We start from the raw sequence: 21,769 nt of genomic DNA on the forward strand, positions 1-21,769 counted from the left end.
ATGCATCAGGATATCAAAGAGTACAGAGCCGGAAATAGTTGCGCGGCGTATTCGCTGGGCGCGTCCAGAGCAGAACAACGCGGCGATTATGCTGAGGCTGAAAAACTGTGGCGTAAGGCAGCGCAAAGCCCGTGTAGCACCCTGCGCCGCATCTGGGCTGAACATCGTGCGGAGTTCTGCGCTAACGCTCACCTGAAGGGCTGGAGGCCACGCCATGAATGCGAAGAACTTTAATCAGCTATATCCGGTGGGGACTCGTTTTACACATACCGACAGCGCAGTGTTTGGTTGTGGTCGTGTGGTGAAAACTGTTGCGCCAGCCAGAGATTTTAAATGTGGTTGTGTGGTTGAAATTAATGTCGAGCCTTATTTCGTAAAAGTCGAAACACTGAAAGCACCGCATTAATTTAATTTGTTTTTAATTGTTATTTAAAACAGGCGTAAACCCGCCGGGGCTGGCTTACGCCTGAATTAAGGGGATTTGTATATGAAAGATAAAGTCTGGGATTTTATTGTTACTCCTGAAGGTTTTGCTACCCGTTCATCTGAGAAGTTAACCAATGTAACGTTATGGGCGTCATCATTGCTGGGCCATCTGGGAGCACCTGCCGATTTTATGTATGTGGTACTTGATGCACAGATTGCCGGGAATGCTATGGCCAGTAAGGGGGATTATATTCAGGGGGATTTGTTCGCCATGATGGCGAATGACACAGCAGCGCTGTATATCGCCACACGGAACATACTGACAAGAATATCCATGCTGTCTGACTGTAAGGATATGGAAGACCTCGCATACATCCTTGAAGATGATTTGCTCACTATCTCAGGTGTGCAGGAATCCCTCCCGCGTCAGCTGCGGTTTATTGACCTGATGGAGTCATATAAAGATAAGCCTGATTTTTTTCAGATTCGATTCAGCGGAATGGAACTGCTGGATGAATATTATCTGCTGGATTCGATTGCCCGTGATGTGAAGGCGTTCGTTAAGTCTGTTGACCGCCATTACCGGAAAGCTGAACGTCGTAGTTAATAAGTCTGTTTTTAATTTTATTTGTATATGGCGTAAACCCGCCGGGGCTGGCTTACGCCTGAATCAGAGAGAGTTTATTTATGAATATCGCTAAGCAAAAAAAGTTCGTCCGCGAAATTAATCTGACAATCGTTTGTTTTAATCGTCTTGCGACCAGTTCTCAATCAACAGCAGATGTTCATTCAGCGCCGCAGCCAGAACGAGCTCCCCACGCTCCTGAAGGCCGTGCCGGAAGTTGCGTAATTCAGAATTCAGGATGCTGAGGTTCAGACGACCATGAAAGATAAATACATTGCCAAAATCAAAAAACTGTTACGCCTTGCCAGAGGAACATCAAGCCCGGAAGAAGCCGCTAACGCTATTGCAAAAGCCCAGGCTTATATGCGCCAGCATGGTATCAGCGAAAACGACGCGGAATTGTTCGACATTCAGGAAGCTGCCAGCGCGGGTGCGCCGAGCGATGCCAGTACGCCGCCGCGTTATATGCACATCCTGTGTGACCTGGTATGTAAAGCCTTCGGTGTCGAGTGTTACATCTCCGGTGAGTACCGGGCTTCTGGTTCACTCAAACGTTACGTGCGTTTTTATGGCCATGACAGCCGCCCGGAAATTGCGGCCTACGCGTTTGATGTGCTTTCCCGTCAGATGATGGCTGAACGTAAAAAATATCAGGATAAACACTGCAAACGTTGCGGTCCGTCCACGCGGGTAGCCCGTGGCGACCAGTTCTGCGAAGGCTGGGTCTTTGGTACCCGTGATGTCATTGCGGTGTATGACGTCTCCCCGGAAGAAAAAAGCCGCCTTGAGCTTTACAGAAAGAACCTGCACAACACTAAGGGGCTGCGCGACGGGGATATGCGCACAGCTAAAGCGTGCCGGGGTGCAGAGTTTGCCGCTACAGCCGGTTTTATCGCCGGGAAAAACGCCAGGCTGCATCAGGGGGTTAATGGTCAGAGCAACAGACCGCTGGCACTGGGGAGGGCGTAACGATGGCTTTTAAACTTCTCAGTGTTACCGAAGCAATATACCAGCCGCCCGGAGAACGCCACGAATACAGGATGAATGACGGCAGCGCGGCGGTTGAGTTCCCTAAATATCCGGGGGCTTCCCGGTGGCGGTTCTATGACAGTGCGGGACACCGGATTATTAAAAGAACCGTACACAACGCCATGAAAGCCGCTGTAGAACGTCACAAAAGGAGGTTTAACTGCAAATGAATATTGAATTTTATAACTATGGGACTAAAGCAAAAATCATTGTTACCTGCTGGCTCTGGGAGTTTCGCCGCTATAACCGGGTTGTGGATGCGGCGTTGTTTGTAGCCCCTGAAGTGCACCATGAGAGCGGTGGCGGTCTTTTAATGAGAACTGTTATCACCGGCAAGACTGTCCCGATGTTACGGGCGTTTAAAGTGGCAAAACAGGAGGCTGGCAATGGTCATTGATAAAACGATAACGATAGATGTAGCCATGAATACAGGTCTGGCGCTTATTGGTTATGGCTATATCACTTTTATGTCATTCAGGTGGTTGATTTCTTCGGTCTTTAAACAATGTGAAAGACGTCGCTGCAAAGACAAGCGCGTGAAGGCACTGAATGCGTTTAATGACGCTTTTGATATTGACCGTATGCAACAGGGCGACCCGGCACGCGTAATTACCCGGGGAGATGTCGTGATTTTGGTATACCGGAGTGAAAAAAATGAGCAGGAGGCGGCGCAGTGAACCAGCAAACCAGAATAAGCGATAAGAGCCTGACCAGACTGATTGCCGATGCGGACAAGGTGCTGGAGCGGAACACCCCCGTTGCCGATGAGGAATGGTGGCAGGATTTCCGGGCCGCAATGCTGGAACTTCAGGAGCGCCGCAGGGCTGACAGTACAGAGTCAGTAGTAAATACAGGAGAATGAAACGATGAAAAACCGTAAAGCAATACGACTTCTTTTACAGCGACCTGTGTGTGTGGTGGAGCTGGTTATCAGCAACCATAAGATAGCTGTACTCCATCCATTTGGTCAGGTGGCTTTTACCGTAAATCGTAAACCCACCGCGTCACAGAACAGGCGGAAGAAAGGGTACGCAGTAAGATGAAAAACCGTAAAGCAAAAATTCTGTTAGCTCGCAGAAACGGTGTTGGGGTCTGGCGATGGTTGAGGATTAGTAACAGACGAGTGAGGTTGACGGGGTGTTGCGGGGTGATGTTGCACAGCTGTTGCAAAAAGCCCAGCGCGGCGCAAAACCGCAGGAAAAATCACGGTATGTAAAGGAGGTGCCAGGTGAAGAAAATGGTTTTTGTGGCGGCATTGCTGACCGTTACCCAACAGGCGCAGGCTTCAGCAGTTATTGTGGCATCTGCCGCTGCGACCACGGCTGCTGTAGCTGCTGCAAACTCTGCGAATATCGCAAGCCAACAGGAGCGGGACGCTGCTAACGCATCAGCTAGTGCTCTCCCGATTTCTGTTAAGGGCAGTAAGCAACATCTGGGGTTCATAACGTGCGGTAAGCGTTCTTATGAAGCTGTAGGCTCACTGGGATGTACGGTATATGGCGACAGTGAGAGCAGAGAAATTCCATGGAAAACGTGGCCCGGATACGTTCTTGGCTCGAAGCTCCCGGCCAGTTATGAGGTAAACGCCGTGTCGTTTGATCACTATAACGGCGTGGCAACTGTCTATTTCACATACTGAGGCCCGGCATGAAATTTTCTGAATCACGGAGCAACAACACAATGAAAACTATCAAGGTATTAATCCTTGTTATTGCATCAATCGTGTCTTTTGTTTTTGGCGCAATGACTGAAAGAGGTGCTTTATGAATAACGGATGTCTTGTCGCTGTTGTTTTTATTGTTTTCGGCGCTTGTTTTTTCCTTGTTGATAATACCACTCATACAACAACGAACGAGCAAGAATCCCCTCATTGCGTAGTAAGGAAAAATTTCAGCCAGCGAACCATTACGCATTGTGATGATGGAAGCGCCACGGTTACTGATGGTGATAAGTTTATCTACTGCTCAACAGGTAAGAATGGCTCGCCATCCTGTCATGAAGTGACGCTCGGTGATGGAGATAAATAATTCATCATATTGAGCGGATAATAATCATGCGCAGACCAAAACATATGTTTTGGTCTGCCAAAAGCAATGTTTTGGTCATTATGAAGATTGAACAAATCGGAATGGCAGCCTTCCGGCAGCAGGCTGAAAGCGGTGGCGTGGATGAGTTCGTCGTGCAGCGGTTCGGTGGTGTGTATCACCTCTTCGCTGTGAATCGCCGCGCCGGGGTGTCCTATTTTCTACAGGAACGCCGTGGCGATTACAAGACGTGGCTGTCTCTTGACCGTGCCGCCGCGTTCCTGTCAGGAATTGGCGTTTCACGTTTTACCGTGCGTTTCGAGGATAACAAACATGCTGAAAAAGATGATCGGGGCCATTAAAGCCGGTCAGGCGTATCTGGGGTGGGATGATGCCCTTTATCGCCAGACGCTGGCCCGCCTGACCGGTAAAACCAGTACCACACGCTGCAATCTCGATGAACTGCGCATCATCCGGGAATACATGCACGAACAGGGATTCCCGCGCAAGGCACCCGCCGGTAAAGGTCGCCGCCCTCGTGTTGCAATGAGCAGAAAATCAGTATTATCCAAAATTGAAGCGTTGCTGGCTGATGCAGGTCGTTCCTGGGCGTATGCAGAAGGACTGGCATCTCACATGTATAAGCAACATGTGATCGAATGGCTGACAGATGATCAACTGTTCGGGGTGATGGTGGCGCTGACAAAAGACGCCAGAAAACGAGCCAGAGCAGCACGTAAACAATAAAGAATCAGCCCCTACCTTGCAGGGGCTTTTTTGTGGTCTGTACAGGCGATCATGTATGGCTATAATAACAGTAAGTTACTACCGGAGACGCCATCATGCAGACCTTCAGTGAAACAGATCTTCGCGATGCGCAGGCACTGCTGCCCGATTCCGTGCAGCAACTGATTAGCGTGATTGGCTTCCCCGCCCTGACCCGGTTAATCCGTTCTTTTGGTGGCGTGACGTTAAGCGGTAAAACCGGCGCACACGCCGGACGCACCGGCGGTGTCCATGCCCTGTTACATGATGTGCTGACCGAAGACGAAATCAACAAACTGATCCGCTTTCTTGGCGGTGCACCGTTTTACATTCCCCGTTGTGATCATGCGTTACGTGCCCTGCGTAACACCCGTTTTATGGCTGATTTACAGCAGCATGTAAAAGACGGATGCTCACACCGGCAGGCGCTGGCACTACTCTGTCCCCGTTACGGGATTTCAGACCGGTATGCATGGCAACTGATACACCGACGACAAAAACAGACTTCGCTGAAAAGCCCCACCCAGGTGGTAATGCCGTTCACTTAAGCGGTGCGGCATTGCGTTTCACCGGATAACGGGTTTTTGATATCTTAACCGCCCTCGGCCTTGATGGTCGGGGGCGTTTTGTTATGAACACCGCTTCCAGAGCCCCCCGCAGATGCTCCAGCCGTTTCGGGATGGTCCCCGGTGACACCGTATTTCCCAGCACTATCATTTCTGTGGCGATAAACTGGAACGCGAACTTAAAGCTGATTTCCGACGCCGCTTTTTTGTGTTTCTCCGTTGCTTTTGTTGCCTCACGCCGTATCAGATTATAAGCCAGCAACATGCCCCACACCTCCTGTTCCAGCAACTCAACCTTCCGGCTTCTCAGTACCAGAGCGTTATTCAGCAGGCTGCTTTTCAGGTTTCTGAACCCGACTTCGATTTCCCATCTTGAGTGATAAAGCTCTGCCACCTCTCTGGCCTTATAACGGTCTGCCTGAAGTGACGTCAGGACCGTTTTTTCCACTCCGTTCAGTTCATAAGTTACCGCCCGCGCATACCAGTATTCCGGCAGCGAAGGATTCTTTTTCCTTGCCTGTGGTGACACTTTCAGTTTCAGAAGCCGGTCTCCGGGACCGTAACTTTCTTCCGTTTCTGCTGCGATATTCTTCCAGGCGGGCAGCAGCCAGTGGCGGTTACAACCCTGCCGGTTCAGCGACAGCAACAGGTCTGCGCTGTAGAACAGCTTGTCAAACAGCGTAATGGAGTTATCCGGAATGGTGACGAGCATTGAGTGGGCCAGCAGGGTTTCGCTCCGTCGGTAAGGCGCGGTCGCGGCATCCAGCAGAATGTGACTACCCAGGTTCATTAAAGCCACCAGACGCATTACCGGGTATGCGCTTTGCCGCTCAGTGGATGTGTTGGCAGAGCCATAATGTTCACGCAGCTCAGGTTCATCAGGTGTCCTGAACTGTGCGCCATCGATGGCAAAAAGTTGCAGGCCATGCCAGTCATCTTTCTGGTAACGCTCAGTTCCCCATGTCTGCGCGGTCTGGCGGAAAAGCCATTCCACCGGTGCAGCACCCACGCGCTGACGCGCCTGGGTGACAGCGCTGCGGGCCAGCAGGTTCATCCCCGCTTCACCATCCGCGCTCAGGTTCAGACGACGAACCACATCGGTAATCGACTCATTACGGAAGAAGGCCATAGCCACGACCATCCAGATAACCATGTCGCCAGGTAAACGACGGCGGCGAACGGTCGCATGTGCAGAAAGAGTCAGGCAGTGTTGTATCCATTCGACGGGAAGATGCTGAGCAAACAGTTGTGCAGAAGGGGGCGGCATCAGCGGATGGTCGCTGAAATCGAGCAGGTCATTGAGAAGTGGCATAAGAAAACGGCTCCCTGTTGTGGAAGCCGTTATAGTGCCGCAGATTAAGGATCGGTCAACCGATCCTTAACTGATCGGCATTACACCCAGGTGGGGCTTTTTGATTAATGGGCCTCAGAAAAAAGGAGACACTTATGACCAACTATACGGCACTTGGCGAGTATACGGCCTACTCAGAGCAGGCCCGGGATGCTGCCGGACGCCGCTTCGCTTATATGAAAAATCTGGCCAGCCAGCTAAACCGAATGGCCGAACAACCGGATATGGTTGTTCAGGAAGAAGCGTTGCAGTGTGCTATTGCTGACATCATCGCCAGCGAAAACGAGATGCGCGCCGCTCTGGAAAAAGCAAACGCCTCTGCTCCGCTTTGCAATAAACCTCTTATTACGCCGGATTCCCTTTCCCGCTTCTGATTTATCACCCCGCCGCCGCGGGGTGCTGAACTCCCCCAGCAGTACCCACCACACCAGACCGTTTACCCTGTCCACTCAGACCACAAGGCACCTTAAGGGATAGCGCCCTGCAAAAGGCTTTTGTGCCTTTGACAGGGTGTTATTTACGGGCCGTCAGTGGCTCAGATTTACAGGAGAAACTCATGTCTGAACCCTTATCAGGCGGCGGAGCTGTGGCAGTCACCATCGGTGGTGCCAGTGTGTTTGGCCTTCTCACCAATACCGATTTCGGGGTCGTGGTGGGCGCGTTTGCCGGGGCGCTTTTTGTTGTCACTCAGCAGAAAGAAATCCCGGTATGGCGAATGGCTATTCACCTGCTCGTCGCGTTTGTGGTTGGCGTTCTGGGGGCTGGCGTGGCTGCGTCACTGATGCAGTGGCTGACCCACTATAACGACAAACCGCTCGATGCATTGTGTGCGGTCGGTGTCTCTGCTTTATCCATCAAGATACTGACTTTTCTTTATCAACAGGAAATTTCATCGCTGTTCGGCCTGTTTTCCAGACTGCGCGGCGGAGGGGGTGGAAATGGAAAGTAGCCTTGCCGGTATCGTGAACGTCTGGCTGTGTCTCGCCATTGTGCTGGGGTTGTTTGTGTATCGCCGCCACGGTGCGGCGCATAAACCGATGATTACCTGGCTGGCGTACTGGCTGATGCTCGGCTACATCATCATCCCGTTCCGCTGGCTGTCCGGTACATACACGCACTCCAGCTGGCTGGTTGTGGCGCTGAATCTGGTTTTCTGTGCGCTTATCGTGTGGGCGCACGGGAATTTGTCAAAAATCCTTTCGTTACTGAGGCATCCACATGAAATCAAAAGATGACATTTTTGATGAAGTCCTGGGCAAAGAAGGCGGTTACGTCAATCACCCGGACGATAAGGGCGGTCCGACCAAATGGGGCATTACGGAAAAAGTCGCCCGCGCCCACGGATATCGTGGCGATATGCGCGATTTAACCCGCGAACAGGCGCTGGACATCCTTGAAGCTGATTACTGGTATGGTCCGCGATTTGACCAGGTAGCAGCGTTATCCCCTGATATTGCCGCAGAGCTGTGTGATACCGGTGTGAATATGGGGCCATCCGTGGCGTCAAAAATGCTTCAGCGCTGGCTGAACGTTTTCAACCTGCGCGGCAGGCTGTACCCGGATATGGACGCAGACGGACGCATCGGACCTCGTACCATCAGCGCATTGCGCGCCTTCCTGAATAATCGCGGTCAGGACGGTGAACGGGTGATGCTGACGGCCCTGAACTGCACGCAGGGTGACCGCTATCTGGAACTGGCAGAGAAACGCGAGGCTAACGAATCGTTTGTTTATGGCTGGCTGGAGGAGCGCGTGGCGGTATGACGCGTCAGCACTGGACACACAGAACGCCACGTAAAGCCGCGCGCTGTGTTCTGGCCCTGTTTCTGATGATGTTGCTTCCGTTGGGATGCACAGACATTAACAGAGCGGGCCAGCTGTTTGACGCGGCGGCGCAGGTCTGCCGGATTATTGACGGTATCCGGCAGTGTTCGCAGAACTGATTTTTTAAGGTTTTGGACAGATGAAACAAAAAGAAAACACCGCGATTGCACTGGTGGAAGCCGCTGTTCCCGGGCGTCCCTTTAAGTTCGGACTGACGCAGGTTGTGGCTTTGCACGTCAGCGGAGAATGCGGGGAAATTAAAGCCCGTACCCAGTATGCAGATGGTGAAAACCGTTATCTGGTTTATTACCAGGACGCCCGCAAGGCAGCACAGCTGAAATGGTTTGGCGAGTCCATGCTGGAAATGATTGAGGATGTCCGCCATCCCGGAATGCCTGTATTTGCAGTCACCGAACTACCTGATGACGCAACGGTTTCAGATACCCGGAAGGGCGTTTGATGGCGTGGTCACAGGATATCAGGGACAAAGTCCGTAACGGGTACATCTTTGACCAGCTTCCGCTGGATATCGTCGCAATGAAGTACGCCGTGCCGCACGACACCGCACGGCGCTGGAAAACGCAGGCGATGAAGAACGGCGACGACTGGGACAAGCTGCGGGCCGCGCACGCGCTCGCCGGTGACGGGCTGGAAAGTGTCGCCCGCACCGTACTTATCAGTCTGGTGGTGAAGTGTCAGACGACGCTTGAACGGCTGAACCAGAACCCGGACATCCCGCCGCAGGAGTCCGTCGAACTGCTGGCGAGTCTGTCTGACAGTCTCAGTAAGGCGGTGGCCAGCAGTAAAAAAATCCTGCCGGAAACCGACCGGCTCGCCACAGCACTGGAAGTGGTGCAGCGGCTCGGCGCGTTCATCAAGGAGCGTCACCCGGCACAGTATGCCGCGTTCCTTGAGGTGCTCGAAGGCTTCGCTAAAGAGCTTGAGGATAATTTCAGTTAACCACAGCGGCCCGGTTTTCCGGGCCGTCTGATATTCGGGATTTGTAATGCAAAAACAGATTATTGGTAACGCAACGTTGTATTGCGGTGATGTTCTTGATGTGCTGCCGGCGTTATCTGAACGTTTTGATGCCGTCATTACCGACCCGCCTTACAGCAGTGGTGGCACACACAAATCAGACCGCAGCATGGCCCCTTCGGACAAGTATGTCGGTCACACTCAGTATGCCGAGTTCACCGGCGATAACCGCGACCAGCGCAGCTGGGCGTTCTGGTGTTCCATGTGGATATCTCATGCATTGCACAGGCTGAATCCCGGCGGTTATTTCATGGTGTTCAGTGACTGGCGACAACTACCGGCGCTTACCGATGCATTTCAGGCCGGTGGTGTGCTGTGGCGCGGTCTGGTTGTCTGGGATAAAACGCAGGCTTCCCGTGCGCCACACACCGGCTATTTCCGGCATCAGGCCGAGTATGTGGTCTGGGGCAGCAACGGAAAACTCGACAAATGCCCGCACGGTGGCCCGTTCCCGGGCGTGATTACGCAGCGTGTTGTCCCGTCCGAAAAACTGCACATGACGGCAAAGCCGGTTCAGCTGATGGCCGAGCTGGTTAAACCGCTGGCACCGGATGCGCACGTTCTCGATCCGTTTATGGGAAGCGGCACCACCGCCATCCCTGTACTTGCCCGTGGCGGACGGTTTACCGGCATTGAAATGACTAACCAGTATTTTGATATCGCCTGCGCACGTATCGAAAAAGCGCAGGCAGAAGCAGCGCAGGTGTGACGTGGCAAAACGTAAACTTTCCATTAAAGAGTTTCAGAGAAGCCTGCAGGAGTACATCGCCAACCTCCGCCAGACCATCGAGGCTGAATGTCTGGGGTTCGATGTAAACCCGCAGGCCACACAGGCCCGCCGGGCGGCAGTCTGCGACCCGGTGACGGGCTACGATTATTTTGTCGAAAACTATTTCCCGCATTACGTCCGCAACCCGGCAAAAAGTGAGCTGCATAAATACCTGTTCAGCCGTCTGCCACAGGTTGTGGCAAGCCCGGCCCCGGAGAACGACGCCATCGCCGCGCCTCGTGGTGAGGCAAAATCCACGCTGGTGACTCAGCTGTTTACCCTGTGGACCATTATCCGGGCCATTAAGCATTACCCGGTCATCATTATGGACAGTATCGACCAGGCTTATCCGATGCTGGAAGCCATCAAGGCTGAACTGGAATTTAACCCCCGTTTAAAAAACGATTTCCCGGAAGTGTGCGGGCAGGGGCGCGTCTGGCGTATGGGGACCATCGTCACGGCCAACAATATCAAGGTGACCGTTGCCGGTAGTGGTAAAAAACTGCGTGGTCTGCGCCACGGCCCGTACCGTCCTGACCTGATCATCCTCGACGACATCGAGAACGACGAGATGGTGCGTAACCCGGAGCAGCGCGACAAGCTGCACGACTGGCTCACCAAAACCGTGATGCCGCTGGGTGAGGCTGGCGGTAAAACCGATATTATTTATATCGGAACCATCCTGCATTACGACTCCGTGCTGTCGCGCACACTGAATAACCCGATGTGGAAAACGGCCCGTTTTAAGGCTGTCATTCAGTGGCCTGCCAACATGAAGCTGTGGGACGAGTGGGAAGAACTCATCCGCAACAAACAGCCGGAAGCGGCGGAGGCACTTTACCGGCAGAACGAAGCCGAGATGCTCGCCGGGTCGGTGGTGTCATGGGCGGCGCGTCCCCTGCTGGCGCTGATGAAAATCCGTGTTCGTGACGGTCATGACACCTTTGATTCTGAATACCAGAACGACCCGGTCAGCGGTGAAGATGCGCTGTTTGCGGGCTGCATTAAGTTCTGGGTTAACCGTCTTGATGAATGGGTGTTTTATGGTGCTGTTGACCCCAGTCTCGGGAAGAAAAACAAAAACCGCGACCCGTCGGCCATTCTCGTGGGGGGCTTTAACCGCTTTACCGGCATTCTGGATGTGGTTGAAGCCGATATCCGCCGACGTCTGCCAAACAAACTTATCGAAGACGTGATTAAGTATCAGCGGGAATACCACTGTCTGTGCTGGTCGTTTGAGTCCGTCCAGTTTCAGGAGTTTCTGCGTACCGTGCTGGTTGAGCGTTCGGCGGCGCTGGGTGTGCCGGTTCCGGCGCTGCCGGTCATCCCGCTGGAGGATAAGGCACTGCGTATCGAGTCCCTTCAGCCGCATATGGCCAACGGCCTGATTCGTATCAGTCACACACATCAGACACTGATTGACCAGCTGCGCCACTACCCCAAAGCTGACCACGATGATGGCCCGGACTGTCTGCACATGCTGTGGACGCTGGCGGTTTCGCGTAGCGCAAAATTTCAGATTCACACCCCACGCAGCACCGGGCGTGACCGTGGCGGGCGTTTTGGTTCAGGAGGATGGTAATGGCACAGCTTGTTGATATTTACGGACGCCCGCTGAAACGTGAGGCACTCAAAACCACGCAGTCGGTCAGAGTGGCGGAACGGCTGCGCATTTATCCCGACCACCCGTCCCGTGGTCTGAACATCAGAAAACTGCCGCGCATTCTGGAAGCCGCCGAGCGCGGTTATCTTCCGGCGCAGGCGATGCTGTTTGCGGATATGGAAGAACGTGATGGCCACCTGTTCGCCGAGATGGAAAAGCGCAAAAAAGCGTTGCTGACGCTGGACTGGTCGGTGGAGCCGCCCCGCAATGCCTCGAAGGCAGAAAAGGAGCTGGCCGCCGCCGTGGATGAATGGCTGCACGGCATCCCGGACATGGAGGACATCATCCTCAACGGGATGAGCAGTGTCGGTTACGGCTTCAGCTGTCAGGAAATCAGCTGGGCGTTCGTGGATAAAACGTGGTTACCGGATGCGGTGACGCTGCGCCCGCATAACTGGTTCATAACTCTGCCGGAACACAATGACGAACTCCGCCTTGATGACGGCAACCGTGGGGAAGATGGCAAGGACGGCTCCGCACTGTGGCCGTTCGGCTGGCTGGTTCACCGTTACAACGCCCGGTCGGGGTTCCTGGGTTCATCCGGCCTGTTCCGCGTACTGGTCTGGCCATATCTGTTCAAAAACTTTGCGCTGCGTGATATGGCAGAATTTCTGGAGATTTACGGCCTTCCGGCGCGTATTGCCTACTATGCACAGGGCACCAGTGACGAGGACCGGGACAACATTCTCGAAGCCCTGGTCAATCTGGGCCATGAAGCGGTGGCCGCACTGCCGCAGGGTAACGAGATTGAATTCAAGGAGGCAGCCTCCGGCGGGCCGGAGGCGTTCATGTCGATGGTGGAATGGGCGGAGCGTACCACCTCAAAAGTGATTCTGGGCAGTACGCTGACCAGCCAGGCTGACGGTAAAACCTCCACCAACGCGCTGGGTAATGTGCATAACGAGGTCCGGCACGACATTCTGGCCGCCGATGCACGCCAGCTGTCCGGCATGTTCAGCAGCCTGATACAGATGATGGCCAGCCTCAACGGCTGGCAGGATATCCCGCCACGCCGTCTGCCGCGACTGGTGTTTGATGTGCAGCAGGAAGCCGACATTAAGGGCGTGGCGGACGCCGTCAACGTGCTGGTCAACAATGTGGGAATGAAGGATATCCCGGTGTCGTGGGTACGCAAAAAAACCGGTATCCCCACCCCGAAAGACGGCGAAGAGGTACTGGTGCCGGTGGCACAGCGTCTCCCTGTGCAGGCGGGCCTCAGCCAGCTGCGTGAGCGGCTGAATGTTGCCGCGCTCAGTCAGCAGGACAACGGGGAGGACGACCCGGCACAGCGCGCCATCGACCGTGCAGAACTTCCGGCAGAGGCCATCGCGCAGGGGATGAACGAACTGGTGGCCCCGCTGGTGCAGGCCATACAGGAAGGCCGGGATGCAGACGAGGCCATGAATGTACTGGCGGAAGCGTGGCCGGAGCTGCCGGATGAAACGCTGCGGCAGTTGCTGACGCAGGCATTCTTTGTGGCGGATATCTGGGGGCGACTGAATGCCGACAGCTGACGATGTTGACCTGGGTTATGCGTACACCCTGAAACCGGAAGAAGCGATTACGTATTTCGAAAGCAAGGGATACGTTATCGGCTTCCGCTGGCACGATGTGAAGGACATCGCACACGCCCGGGCGTTCACAGTGGCGGGCGTGCTGAAACTGGATGTGCTGAAGGATATCCGTGATGGCCTGACGGCGGCAATAGCTGACGGCGGGACGTTCCGGGAGTTTGCTGCACAACTGGAGCCACTGCTGGAATCAAAAGGCTGGCTGGGTAAACGGCTGATTGTGGACGAGGACACCGGCGAACTGCACGGCAGACAGCTGACGCCGCGCCGGTTGCGCACGATATTTGATACCAACATTCAGTCGTCATATAACGCCGGACGTTATCAGCAGCAGATGGCGAACGTGGCTGACCGGCCTTATTTTGAGCGCGTGGCAGTAATGGACCTTCACACCCGCCCGAAACACGCCGCCCTGAACGGCTTTACCGCCCGGGCGGATGACCCTGTCTGGGCGTTTTTATATCCCCCTGACGGTTATCACTGCCGCTGCCGTATCCGGGCGCGTTCGGCGTCTGATGTGGAGAAATATGGCCTGACGGTGCAGAGCAGCGAGGGGCGACTGGTTGAGGTTGAACAGGAATATGGCCAGCCGGGCCAGACCATCAGAACAATGGGGCTGAAGATGCCGGACGGCTCCGTGTATACCGCCGACCCGGGCTTCGGTTTTAACCCCGGCAAAGTGGCATGGCAGCCGGAACTGGAAAAATACGATTACCGCAGCGCCCGCCAGTATGTCACCGGCACCCTGACCGGGCCGGATTTTGCCCGGGGACTGGCGAACGTCAGCGAACTGGATGCGCGCCAGCGATATCCGCTGGCCATCCGTTCACCGGAACAGGTCGCCGCCACGGGCGCTGCACGGCAGACGGTAAACCTTACGGCTGACGTTATGAAGCGCCTCAGTGCAACAGACACGCCCCCGACCGCCGCCGACTATGTGCTGATGCAGCAGACCATCGAACGGGCGGAGCATGTCACGCAGGACGGCAACGCGTGGCGGTATGCGTTACAGTCGGGCGACCGCTGGTCAGTGGCGACGGTTGAGGATGACGTGCTGACAGACTGGGTTATGCAGGACACCCCGGAGGCATCATGAGCACCGGTAAACTGGATATTAAGATTGATTTAAGCGCGTATAACACCACGCTGGGGAAACTGATTCGTTCCGTGAAGGACCGGCGCGACCTGATGACGGCGCTTGCGGGTTCCATGCTGGATGCGGTTGAGACTAACCTGGAACAACAGGGTCGCCCGAAATGGATGGGCTGGAGTCCGGCTTATGCGAAGCGACGCGGCCCCGGGCAAATCCTTCAGAAGTCCGGGCGACTGGCTGCCAGTATCCGCTCTGCGGTTAACAATAACGAGGCCACGGTCGGGACAAACGTCCGTTACGCCCGTATCCACAACGAAGGCGGCGAAATCCGCCATCAGGCACGGACGCAGAACCTGTATTTTAAACAGTACAAAAACGGCAGCGTCAGCACCCGCTTTGTGAAAAAGCGCAACAGTAATTTTGTGCAGAGCGCAACGGTCGGAGCGTATACGGTCAACATGCCCGCGCGTCCCTTCCTTCAGCTTGTGCAGGACGACATCGACGAGCTGGAGAACACCGCAAACCGCTATTTTGCGCGTGTGATTGACTGAATGGTCACAAACGCGCTGTAATCGTCTGTGACAACATAAACGCCTCACGGATGAGGCATTACAGCGCTGCACCCCGTAAATGCTGTCAGAATCGTTTTTAAAAGGGTTTTAAAAACGGTTTTATTTCCCCTTTTATCCTTTCCCGTTATGGCAGGGTGCTGAACACCCTCAACAGTACCCCGTTTTCTCCTTCCGTCATCATGCCGCGTATGAAGATGAACATTGCGGCATTAAGCCTCGAAATCACCAAAGCAACTCACAGCGAAATCCAGCTGTTTCCGGCAGGCGAGTTCAGTGCGGTGGATGGTCGCCCACATACCGATGAAGTCGAAAGCGGTAAATGGGTGCTGACCGCTGAACTGGCCGCGCAGCTTGTCGCACAGGTGGCAGCCCGTGCCACGCCTTTTGTCATTGATTACGAACATCAGACGCTGCGCGCCGTAAACAACGGCAAGCCCGCCCCGGCGGCGGGCTGGTTCAGCCAGGTGGAATGGCGAGAAGGTGCGGGCCTGTATGCCACCGGTGTGGAGTGGACGGAGAACGCGGCGGCCATGATTGCCGCCGGTGAGTACAAGTTTATTTCCCCTGTTTTTGCCTACAACAAGCGCGGCGAAGTGCTGGAGCTGTTACATGCTGCGCTGACCAATACCCCTGCGCTGGACGGTATGGACGCGGTCATGCTGGCTGCGGCCAGCCGTCTGGCGAGTCTGTCAACTGAAACGGAGACCACAACAGTGGATGAAGAACTGTTAAACGATTTGCTGTCCAGTCTGCGCTGGATGCTTAACCTTCCGGTGACCTCGACGGCAGAAGATATCAAAAACGAGCTGCAAAAAGTCGTTGACCTGATTTCGAACGGTCAGGGAACGGCGGCGGCATCCGTCAGCCTGCTGGCCCTGCTGAATCAGAAAGACGAGCAAATCGCCAGCCTGTCAGCAAATGCCTATGACCCGACGAAGCATATTCCTCTGACGGCATATGAAGAACTTCAGGAGCGTTATGCCGTACTGGCGCAACAGTCCGGTGAGGCCGAAGCCGGGGCACTGATTCAGGCGGCGCTGTCTGACGGACGACTGCTTCCGACGCTGGAAGACTGGGCGAAAGATTACGCTCGTCGCGATATCAACGGTTTTAAAACCTGGCTGGATAAAACCACCCCGCTTGCCGCACTCAGCAGCACCCAGACCGGCGGCAAACCACCCAAAACGCCGTCACCGGCCCCGGCGCAGATTAAAACCGGCGATGACGTCGATGTCGATATCGCCATTTGTTCAATGATGGGCGTTGATCCAGAGGATGTCGCCCGTTACGCAGGAGACAAGTAAATGGATCGCAATACCCCCTATCGTGACGGCGAACTGAACCCGGTGCCGGTTGCCGCTGCGACCGAAATTTTTGGCGGTCATATGGTGGCCGTTAACGCATCCGGTTATGCCGTTCCGGCCAGTGCCACGGCCTCACAGATTACGCTGGGCGTGTCTGATAGCTGGGCGGATAACAGTACCGGCAGCGATGGCGATGTCACTGTTCTGGTGCGTTGCGGCAAAGATTTTCTGATGGTGAACAGCACCTCAGACCCGGTCACACAATCGCAGGTCGGCAAGCTGTGCTACGTGGAAGACAGCGTGACCGTGGCAAAAACCGACAACAGCAGCGCCCGTCCTGTCGCCGGGAAAGTGATCGGCATCTGTGGCGATGGCGTCTGGGTTCATTTCAGTTAAGGAGCGAAACGTGATAGTCAACGCTAAAAACCTCAACCAGATTTTTATTAATCTGAAGACCACCTATCAGAAAGCCTTCGACCAGACTCCCACTGACTGGCAAAAAGTGGCAATGGAAGTGCCATCAGGCAGCAAGGAGAACGACTACAGCTGGTTGAGTCGTTTCCCGAAAATGCGCGAGTGGGTCGGTGATAAAAACGTTAAATCTCTGGAAGCCTTCAACTACACCATCCGCAACAAGGACTGGGAAGCCACGGTTGAAGTCGATCGTAACGACATCGAGGACGACCAGATTATGGGCTATGCCCTTCAGGCCAGAGACGCAGGCCAGTCAGCGGCAGAACTCCCGGCAGATATTGTGGCGTCCCTTATCAATAACGGTTTTACCAGTCCCTGTTACGACGGCCAGATGTTCTTTGATACCGACCACCTGGTCGCCGGTAAATCGGTGTCCAACAAAGGCACCAAAAAACTCAAAGTGGGGTCGCTTGCTGAAGCGAAAGCCTCCTACGGTGCCGCCCGTACGGCCATGCGCAGCCTGAAAGATGACGAAGGCGCGTCTCTCAGAATCCGTCCGAATCTGCTGGTTGTGCCACCGGCGCTGGAAGATGACGCGAACTACCTGATGACCGCCGAGAAGTTCCCGGACGGTACGCCGAACCCGTATCGCAACACCGCTGAAGTGCTGGTGATGCCGGAGCTGACGTCGGATTCTGCATGGTTCCTGTTCGACACCTCCCGCTCGGTCAAGCCGCTGATCTTCCAGCAGCGTAAGAAACCGGTTTTTGTGGAGCAGACGGACTACAACAGCGACAACGTATTCATGCGTAAGAAGTTTCGGTTTGGTGCCGAAGCGCGCTGTAACGGCGGTTACGGCTTCTGGCAGATGGCATTTGGTTCAGATGGTACGACGGAGTAATGCATGGAAAAGGTGATTGAAATTACCGCCCGCCGTGAGGGTTTTCGCCGCTGCGGTGTGGCACACAGCGCAACCACGAAGGAATGGCCTGTGGATGCGTTCACCCCGGAACAGCTGGCGGTGCTGAAGGCTGACCCCATGCTGATTGTGGTGGAGCGCGATAAAGCGTCCGGCCAGAACGACACGGCCCGGGGGGATGAACTGGCCGCACAGCTGGATGCCGAACGCCAGAAAGTCAGCGAACTGACGGCGCAGCTGGAAGAAGAGCGCGGGAAGGTCCGGGAACTGACAGCGGCGCTTAAAGCAGCGCAGAAAGCAGACAAAAAGGAGAAGTAACTCATGTCTTACGCCACACCGGAACAGTTCATCAGGGCGTTCAGTGAACGCGAGGCGCGCACACTGACGGATGAAGACATGACGGGATTCATCGACGAAGAAAAGCTGGCCTCCGCGCTTGCGCGCGCCAGTGCCCAGATTGATGGCTATCTGGTGGGGCGTTACCGGACCCCGTGGCCTGACAGCCCGGGGATACTGGTGGGTTACTGCTGCGATATCGCCCGTTATCACCTGGCGACCGATTACCGTATCTGCTCAGAAGAAATTCAGATGCGCTACCGGGATGCCATCCGCTTTCTGGAGAAAGTCGCGGCAGGACAAATCAACCTCGGGCGGGATACGTCCGGCAGTGTGATCCAGTCATCGTCACAGGTGCGTATCCGCTCCGGCTCCCGTCAGTTCGGGCGTGAGTCCACGCGGGGAGGTGCATTCTGATTACTGACATTGAACGGGCGCTGGTTGAGCGTCTGCGCTGTGGTCTGGGGCATATGGTGCAGGATGTCCGCACCTATGCCGGTGAACTGGATGAAGACCCGGGCCGGATTGTTCGCAGCCTTCCGGCAGCCTGGGTGACGTTCGGCGGCATCGTGAAAACCGAACGCTATTCCACGTCACGCCGGAAATACATTGCCACCGGACGCTTTGTGGTTGTGGTGGGTGATTACAACACCCGCAGCGAACAGAGCGCCAGACAGGGAGGCACCGTCCGGGATGAGGTCGGGACAAACCAGCTGGTTGAATCCGTCCGTCGCCTGCTGACCGGTCAGGATTTGGGGCTGGAGATTGATTATTTCGAACCCGGGCGGGTCAGGACGCTGTTTAACACCGGCGTGGCAGAGCGGGCAATGTCCGTGTTTGCCTGTGAGTTCGATACCCGCTGGGTGGAGCACGCGCTGGAGAACGGTAAATGGCCGGAGCGTGGTGCAGAAGCGGACCGCCTCTTCAACCGCTACCACGGCAGGCTGTCAGACCCTGACCCGGAACTGCTGAACCTTGGCATCCGGTACCAGATGCAGGACAGCGACGCGGAAATATCAGGGCTGACTGAATTAAGAGAGCAACAGCATGAACAAAATGAAGGTTAAGGCGGCTCCCGGGATGAAGTTCCCGATGGAGGATAACGCCCGGAAATACATCACCACGGAAGCGGTGACCGTTGAGAACACCGCTTATTACCGGCGCGCCGTTCAGGACGGTGACCTGATTCTGGTGAAGGCTGAGCCTGAAACCACCGTGACGGCTGAACAGGACGCCGTGCAGGTAAAAGCGAAGGCGAAGAGAGAGAAACAGGTGGATTCCGATGAGTGAAATTCAGTTTGACACCATTTCGGGCGGCATCCGTAAGCCCGGTGTGCATTTTGAGTTCAATACCCGGCTGGCCGTTAACACGCTGCCGGGTAACGAACAGCGTGTTCTGGTGATTGGCCCGATGCTGTCAGGCGGCACCGCCACGCCCCTGAATGCCGTTTCCGTGTATTCCGAAGACGAAGCGGATTTGTATTTCGGGGCCGGTTCGCTGGCCGCTGCAATGGCGCGCGCGGCCATTAACGCCAACAGTTATCTGCAACTGGATGTTATCGGTATTGCAGACAGTGGCGCAGGACAGGCGGCAACCGGCGCGGTTACCGTCAGCGGTACGGCAATCAGCAGCGGCACACTGTCGGTATGGGTTGCCGGTGAGCAGGTTACGGTGGATGTGGAAACCGGTGATGAACCGTCGAAAATCATTCCGGCACTGGTGGAAGCAATGACGCAGACGCCCTCGCTTCTGGTGACGGGGGAATACAAATCAGAAGCCTCTCAGCTGACGGTGACCACCCGGACCAAAGGAGCCTGGGGGAATGACATCACCCTGTCAGCGTCCACCACGGCAGGTGGTCTGACCGTGAGCGCCACACCGATGGCGAACGGAGAAATGGACCCGGATATTCAGCCCGCACTGGATGCGGTCTTTGCCGCCGGTCACAACATTCTGATTTGTCCGTTCAGTACCACGCCAGCCCTTGCCGCCCTGAAGCAGCATCTGGAGAAAACCGGGAACGCGATGGAACAGCGCGGCGCGATTGGCTGTGCGGGCTGGACGGGCAGTCTCGGGAACGGGATCACCCTGGCTGCCGGTGTGAACAGCGGGCGCGTGTCCGTCCCCTGGTATCGCGGCTCCGTGAAGCTGCCAGCGGTACTGGCTGCCATCTACGGCGCTGTGATGGCGGGCGAGGAAGACCCGGCGCGTCCGCTGAACTCGCTGGCGCTGTCCGGGCTGGATGTGGTCGCCATGTCACAGCGTGAAAGCCGTAACGAGCAGGAAAACGCCCTGCATAACGGCCTGACGCCGGTTGAGGTTGGCCCGGGTAACACGGTGCAGATTGTGCGTGCGGTCAGTACGTACACGGTAAACGCACAGGGCGTGACTGACGTCTCGTTACTGGATATCACGTCCATCAGAACGCTGGACTACACCCGCAAGGCGTGCCGCGAACGCATCAGCCTTCGCTTCCCGCGCGAAAAACTCAGCATCCGCACTATCGCAAAAGTGGAAAGCGAACTGTATGACGTGCTGATCAAGCTGGAGGAAGCGGAAATTCTGGAGAACGTGGAAGCGAACAAGGCAAAGCTGCGCGTTCAGCGAAACGGGAAAGATGCAAACCGTCTCGACTGCGTGGTTCCGGCGGATGTGGTTAACGGCCTGCATGTGTTTGCCGGTCGCATCGACATGATTTTGTAAGGAGCGCGGTAAATGTCCATTAAAGAATATGTCGGCTCGATTGTGCTGGAGGTGGACAGCCAGGAAATCGAGATCACCGACTTCGATGTTCAGATCAACACCGGGCGAAAGCTGGTCAAGACCATGAACAAAACCGGCAGGGCCAAAGGCTTTGCCCGTGGCATTGCCACTTACGATATTTCAGTTTCGGCGGTTATCCCTGATACCAACGAGCCGGACTGGGAAAATCTGGAAGGTGTGAAAATCTCAATTTATCCGCTCAGCAACAGCGGTAAGCGCACCTCCTATCTGGACTGCTTCACTGTTGAAGTGGGTGAGAAATACACCGTCGACAGTGAAGCGAAAATTGATATCAAAATGGCTGCACTCAGGAAGGTGACAGGATGACTTTGATTAATACACAGACCGGCGAACTGTCTGATGGCGTGGTATTTAACGGCACCGTTCATAAAAACTTTGAGCTGCGTCTGCCGGTCATGCGTGATAACGGGCAGGCACTGGAAGAAACCGAAGAACGCTTTCAGACGGTGGACGGCTTCGCGGCAGATTATTACTACCGTTGTGCAGTGATGGCGGCAACGCTGGTCCGTCTTGGGGATATCCCGCAGGAAGAACTGACGGCGGATCTGTTGCACGACAACATGACGCCGGACGATTTTAATATTCTGCTGGCATCACGCAACGTCCTGAAGGTAAAGCGGAACGGCGGGAATCCCGGCTCGCCGGACTCCGGCTCGCAGTCCTCATCCTCGGGCGCTACGGAATAACCGAAGAGC

35 protein-coding genes are annotated in these 21,769 nt (G+C 55.2%); 34 read left to right on the forward strand and 1 reads right to left on the reverse strand.

The features are described 5' to 3' along the window. The 12 genes from K7R23_RS25130 (at nucleotide 1) to K7R23_RS25185 (ending at nucleotide 5,417) form a co-directional block, all read left to right on the forward strand. The gene (locus K7R23_RS25130; protein WP_012904653.1) at nucleotides 1-234 is read left to right on the forward strand and encodes an ANR family transcriptional regulator; all 234 of its coding nucleotides are present in this window, start codon (nucleotides 1-3) and stop codon (nucleotides 232-234) included. Further along, nucleotides 215-406, forward strand: coding sequence for a hypothetical protein (locus tag K7R23_RS25135; protein ID WP_012904652.1), 192 nt, complete (start codon nucleotides 215-217; stop codon nucleotides 404-406). The genes K7R23_RS25130 and K7R23_RS25135 overlap by 20 nt, the downstream gene beginning before the upstream one ends. Before the next feature lie 81 nt (nucleotides 407-487). Then, nucleotides 488-1,033, forward strand: a complete 546-nt coding sequence (locus K7R23_RS25140; protein WP_043013324.1) for a hypothetical protein — start codon at nucleotides 488-490, stop codon at nucleotides 1,031-1,033. A gap of 276 nt (nucleotides 1,034-1,309) precedes the next feature. Further along, a complete protein-coding gene (locus K7R23_RS25145; RefSeq protein WP_012904649.1) occupies nucleotides 1,310-2,020 on the forward strand; it encodes a DUF2786 domain-containing protein in 711 nt (236 codons plus the stop codon). A 226-nt stretch (nucleotides 2,021-2,246) separates the two neighbouring features. Further along, nucleotides 2,247-2,477 carry a hypothetical protein gene (locus tag K7R23_RS25150; RefSeq protein WP_012904648.1) on the forward strand — a complete coding sequence of 77 codons (231 nt, stop codon included), beginning with the start codon at nucleotides 2,247-2,249 and terminating at the stop codon, nucleotides 2,475-2,477. Next, entirely contained in the window at nucleotides 2,467-2,757 is a 291-nt protein-coding gene (locus K7R23_RS25155) for a DUF4752 family protein (protein WP_012904647.1), read from the forward strand. The genes K7R23_RS25150 and K7R23_RS25155 overlap by 11 nt, the downstream gene beginning before the upstream one ends. Further along, nucleotides 2,754-2,942, forward strand: a complete 189-nt coding sequence (locus K7R23_RS25160) for a hypothetical protein (protein ID WP_001076058.1) — start codon at nucleotides 2,754-2,756, stop codon at nucleotides 2,940-2,942. The genes K7R23_RS25155 and K7R23_RS25160 overlap by 4 nt, the downstream gene beginning before the upstream one ends. 366 nt (nucleotides 2,943-3,308) lie before the next feature. Then, nucleotides 3,309-3,719, forward strand: a complete 411-nt coding sequence (locus K7R23_RS25165) for a hypothetical protein (protein ID WP_012904645.1) — start codon at nucleotides 3,309-3,311, stop codon at nucleotides 3,717-3,719. Nucleotides 3,720-3,843: 124 nt separating this feature from the next. After that, on the forward strand, nucleotides 3,844-4,107 hold the full coding sequence (locus K7R23_RS25170) for a hypothetical protein (RefSeq protein ID WP_012904643.1): 264 nt from the start codon (nucleotides 3,844-3,846) through the stop codon (nucleotides 4,105-4,107). Nucleotides 4,108-4,187: 80 nt separating this feature from the next. Then, entirely contained in the window at nucleotides 4,188-4,466 is a 279-nt protein-coding gene (locus K7R23_RS25175; RefSeq protein WP_000687850.1) for a hypothetical protein, read from the forward strand. After that, a complete protein-coding gene (locus K7R23_RS25180) occupies nucleotides 4,438-4,851 on the forward strand; it encodes a regulatory protein GemA (protein ID WP_012904642.1) in 414 nt (137 codons plus the stop codon). The genes K7R23_RS25175 and K7R23_RS25180 overlap by 29 nt, the downstream gene beginning before the upstream one ends. 95 nt (nucleotides 4,852-4,946) lie before the next feature. Further along, a complete protein-coding gene (locus K7R23_RS25185; protein ID WP_024132489.1) occupies nucleotides 4,947-5,417 on the forward strand; it encodes a Mor transcription activator family protein in 471 nt (156 codons plus the stop codon). Here the strand turns inward: K7R23_RS25185 and K7R23_RS25190 are convergent. Continuing rightward, a complete protein-coding gene (locus K7R23_RS25190; RefSeq protein ID WP_012904641.1) occupies nucleotides 5,410-6,747 on the reverse strand; it encodes an IS4-like element ISCro3 family transposase in 1,338 nt (445 codons plus the stop codon). The two genes, K7R23_RS25185 and K7R23_RS25190, sit on opposite strands and share 8 nt — an antisense overlap. A 134-nt stretch (nucleotides 6,748-6,881) precedes the next feature. Between K7R23_RS25190 and K7R23_RS25195 the strand changes: the two genes are divergently transcribed. The 22 genes from K7R23_RS25195 (at nucleotide 6,882) to K7R23_RS25300 (ending at nucleotide 21,760) form a co-directional block, all read left to right on the forward strand. Then, nucleotides 6,882-7,160, forward strand: a complete 279-nt coding sequence (locus tag K7R23_RS25195) for a hypothetical protein (protein WP_024132487.1) — start codon at nucleotides 6,882-6,884, stop codon at nucleotides 7,158-7,160. A 182-nt stretch (nucleotides 7,161-7,342) separates the two neighbouring features. Next, nucleotides 7,343-7,735, forward strand: coding sequence for a phage holin family protein (locus K7R23_RS25200; RefSeq protein ID WP_001372993.1), 393 nt, complete (start codon nucleotides 7,343-7,345; stop codon nucleotides 7,733-7,735). After that, a complete protein-coding gene (locus K7R23_RS25205) occupies nucleotides 7,725-8,021 on the forward strand; it encodes a phage holin family protein (protein ID WP_000445983.1) in 297 nt (98 codons plus the stop codon). The genes K7R23_RS25200 and K7R23_RS25205 overlap by 11 nt, the downstream gene beginning before the upstream one ends. After that, nucleotides 8,005-8,550, forward strand: a complete 546-nt coding sequence (locus K7R23_RS25210) for a glycoside hydrolase family 108 protein (RefSeq protein WP_012904639.1) — start codon at nucleotides 8,005-8,007, stop codon at nucleotides 8,548-8,550. The genes K7R23_RS25205 and K7R23_RS25210 overlap by 17 nt, the downstream gene beginning before the upstream one ends. Further along, a complete protein-coding gene (locus K7R23_RS25215; protein ID WP_012904638.1) occupies nucleotides 8,547-8,729 on the forward strand; it encodes a hypothetical protein in 183 nt (60 codons plus the stop codon). Before K7R23_RS25210 ends, K7R23_RS25215 begins: the two co-directional genes overlap by 4 nt. A 20-nt stretch (nucleotides 8,730-8,749) precedes the next feature. Then, nucleotides 8,750-9,070 (forward strand): hypothetical protein, encoded by a 321-nt coding sequence (locus tag K7R23_RS25220; protein WP_012904637.1) that lies wholly within the window; start codon nucleotides 8,750-8,752, stop codon nucleotides 9,068-9,070. Continuing rightward, nucleotides 9,070-9,570: a DUF1804 family protein gene (locus K7R23_RS25225; protein WP_000312574.1), complete on the forward strand. Its 501-nt coding sequence runs from the start codon at nucleotides 9,070-9,072 to the stop codon at nucleotides 9,568-9,570. The genes K7R23_RS25220 and K7R23_RS25225 overlap by 1 nt, the downstream gene beginning before the upstream one ends. Nucleotides 9,571-9,616: 46 nt before the next feature. Beyond that, nucleotides 9,617-10,357, forward strand: coding sequence for a DNA-methyltransferase (locus K7R23_RS25230; RefSeq protein WP_012904636.1), 741 nt, complete (start codon nucleotides 9,617-9,619; stop codon nucleotides 10,355-10,357). Nucleotide 10,358: 1 nt separating this feature from the next. Continuing rightward, on the forward strand, nucleotides 10,359-11,999 hold the full coding sequence (terL, locus tag K7R23_RS25235; protein ID WP_012904635.1) for a phage terminase large subunit: 1,641 nt from the start codon (nucleotides 10,359-10,361) through the stop codon (nucleotides 11,997-11,999). Next, entirely contained in the window at nucleotides 11,999-13,594 is a 1,596-nt protein-coding gene (locus K7R23_RS25240; protein WP_012904634.1) for a DUF935 domain-containing protein, read from the forward strand. The genes terL and K7R23_RS25240 overlap by 1 nt, the downstream gene beginning before the upstream one ends. Further along, entirely contained in the window at nucleotides 13,581-14,747 is a 1,167-nt protein-coding gene (locus K7R23_RS25245; protein ID WP_012904633.1) for a phage head morphogenesis protein, read from the forward strand. Before K7R23_RS25240 ends, K7R23_RS25245 begins: the two co-directional genes overlap by 14 nt. Further along, nucleotides 14,744-15,295: a phage virion morphogenesis protein gene (locus tag K7R23_RS25250; RefSeq protein ID WP_012904632.1), complete on the forward strand. Its 552-nt coding sequence runs from the start codon at nucleotides 14,744-14,746 to the stop codon at nucleotides 15,293-15,295. Before K7R23_RS25245 ends, K7R23_RS25250 begins: the two co-directional genes overlap by 4 nt. Nucleotides 15,296-15,504: 209 nt before the next feature. Continuing rightward, nucleotides 15,505-16,620, forward strand: a complete 1,116-nt coding sequence (locus tag K7R23_RS25255) for a phage protease (protein ID WP_024132486.1) — start codon at nucleotides 15,505-15,507, stop codon at nucleotides 16,618-16,620. Beyond that, entirely contained in the window at nucleotides 16,621-17,016 is a 396-nt protein-coding gene (locus K7R23_RS25260) for a hypothetical protein (protein ID WP_012904630.1), read from the forward strand. Nucleotides 17,017-17,026: 10 nt separating this feature from the next. Further along, a complete protein-coding gene (locus K7R23_RS25265) occupies nucleotides 17,027-17,935 on the forward strand; it encodes a Mu-like prophage major head subunit gpT family protein (RefSeq protein ID WP_012904629.1) in 909 nt (302 codons plus the stop codon). 3 nt (nucleotides 17,936-17,938) lie between these two features. Continuing rightward, complete coding sequence (locus K7R23_RS25270; RefSeq protein WP_012904628.1) at nucleotides 17,939-18,271, forward strand: HI1506-related protein; 333 nt, start codon at nucleotides 17,939-17,941, stop codon at nucleotides 18,269-18,271. A 3-nt stretch (nucleotides 18,272-18,274) separates the two neighbouring features. Then, the gene (locus tag K7R23_RS25275; protein ID WP_000119402.1) at nucleotides 18,275-18,706 is read left to right on the forward strand and encodes a gp436 family protein; all 432 of its coding nucleotides are present in this window, start codon (nucleotides 18,275-18,277) and stop codon (nucleotides 18,704-18,706) included. Next, the gene (locus tag K7R23_RS25280; RefSeq protein WP_012904627.1) at nucleotides 18,703-19,356 is read left to right on the forward strand and encodes a DUF1834 family protein; all 654 of its coding nucleotides are present in this window, start codon (nucleotides 18,703-18,705) and stop codon (nucleotides 19,354-19,356) included. Before K7R23_RS25275 ends, K7R23_RS25280 begins: the two co-directional genes overlap by 4 nt. A gap of 13 nt (nucleotides 19,357-19,369) precedes the next feature. Continuing rightward, on the forward strand, nucleotides 19,370-19,579 hold the full coding sequence (locus K7R23_RS25285; protein WP_024132484.1) for a DUF2635 domain-containing protein: 210 nt from the start codon (nucleotides 19,370-19,372) through the stop codon (nucleotides 19,577-19,579). Beyond that, a complete protein-coding gene (locus K7R23_RS25290) occupies nucleotides 19,572-20,993 on the forward strand; it encodes a phage tail sheath C-terminal domain-containing protein (protein WP_012904625.1) in 1,422 nt (473 codons plus the stop codon). Before K7R23_RS25285 ends, K7R23_RS25290 begins: the two co-directional genes overlap by 8 nt. A 12-nt stretch (nucleotides 20,994-21,005) precedes the next feature. Beyond that, nucleotides 21,006-21,380 carry a hypothetical protein gene (locus K7R23_RS25295; protein ID WP_000023097.1) on the forward strand — a complete coding sequence of 125 codons (375 nt, stop codon included), beginning with the start codon at nucleotides 21,006-21,008 and terminating at the stop codon, nucleotides 21,378-21,380. Beyond that, entirely contained in the window at nucleotides 21,377-21,760 is a 384-nt protein-coding gene (locus K7R23_RS25300) for a hypothetical protein (RefSeq protein ID WP_000172650.1), read from the forward strand. Before K7R23_RS25295 ends, K7R23_RS25300 begins: the two co-directional genes overlap by 4 nt. Nucleotides 21,761-21,769 lie beyond the last annotated feature (9 nt).

Origin of the sequence: Citrobacter rodentium NBRC 105723 = DSM 16636 (genome assembly GCF_021278985.1) — a bacterium.
GTDB classification, from domain to species: Bacteria; Pseudomonadota; Gammaproteobacteria; order Enterobacterales; family Enterobacteriaceae; genus Citrobacter_A; species Citrobacter_A rodentium.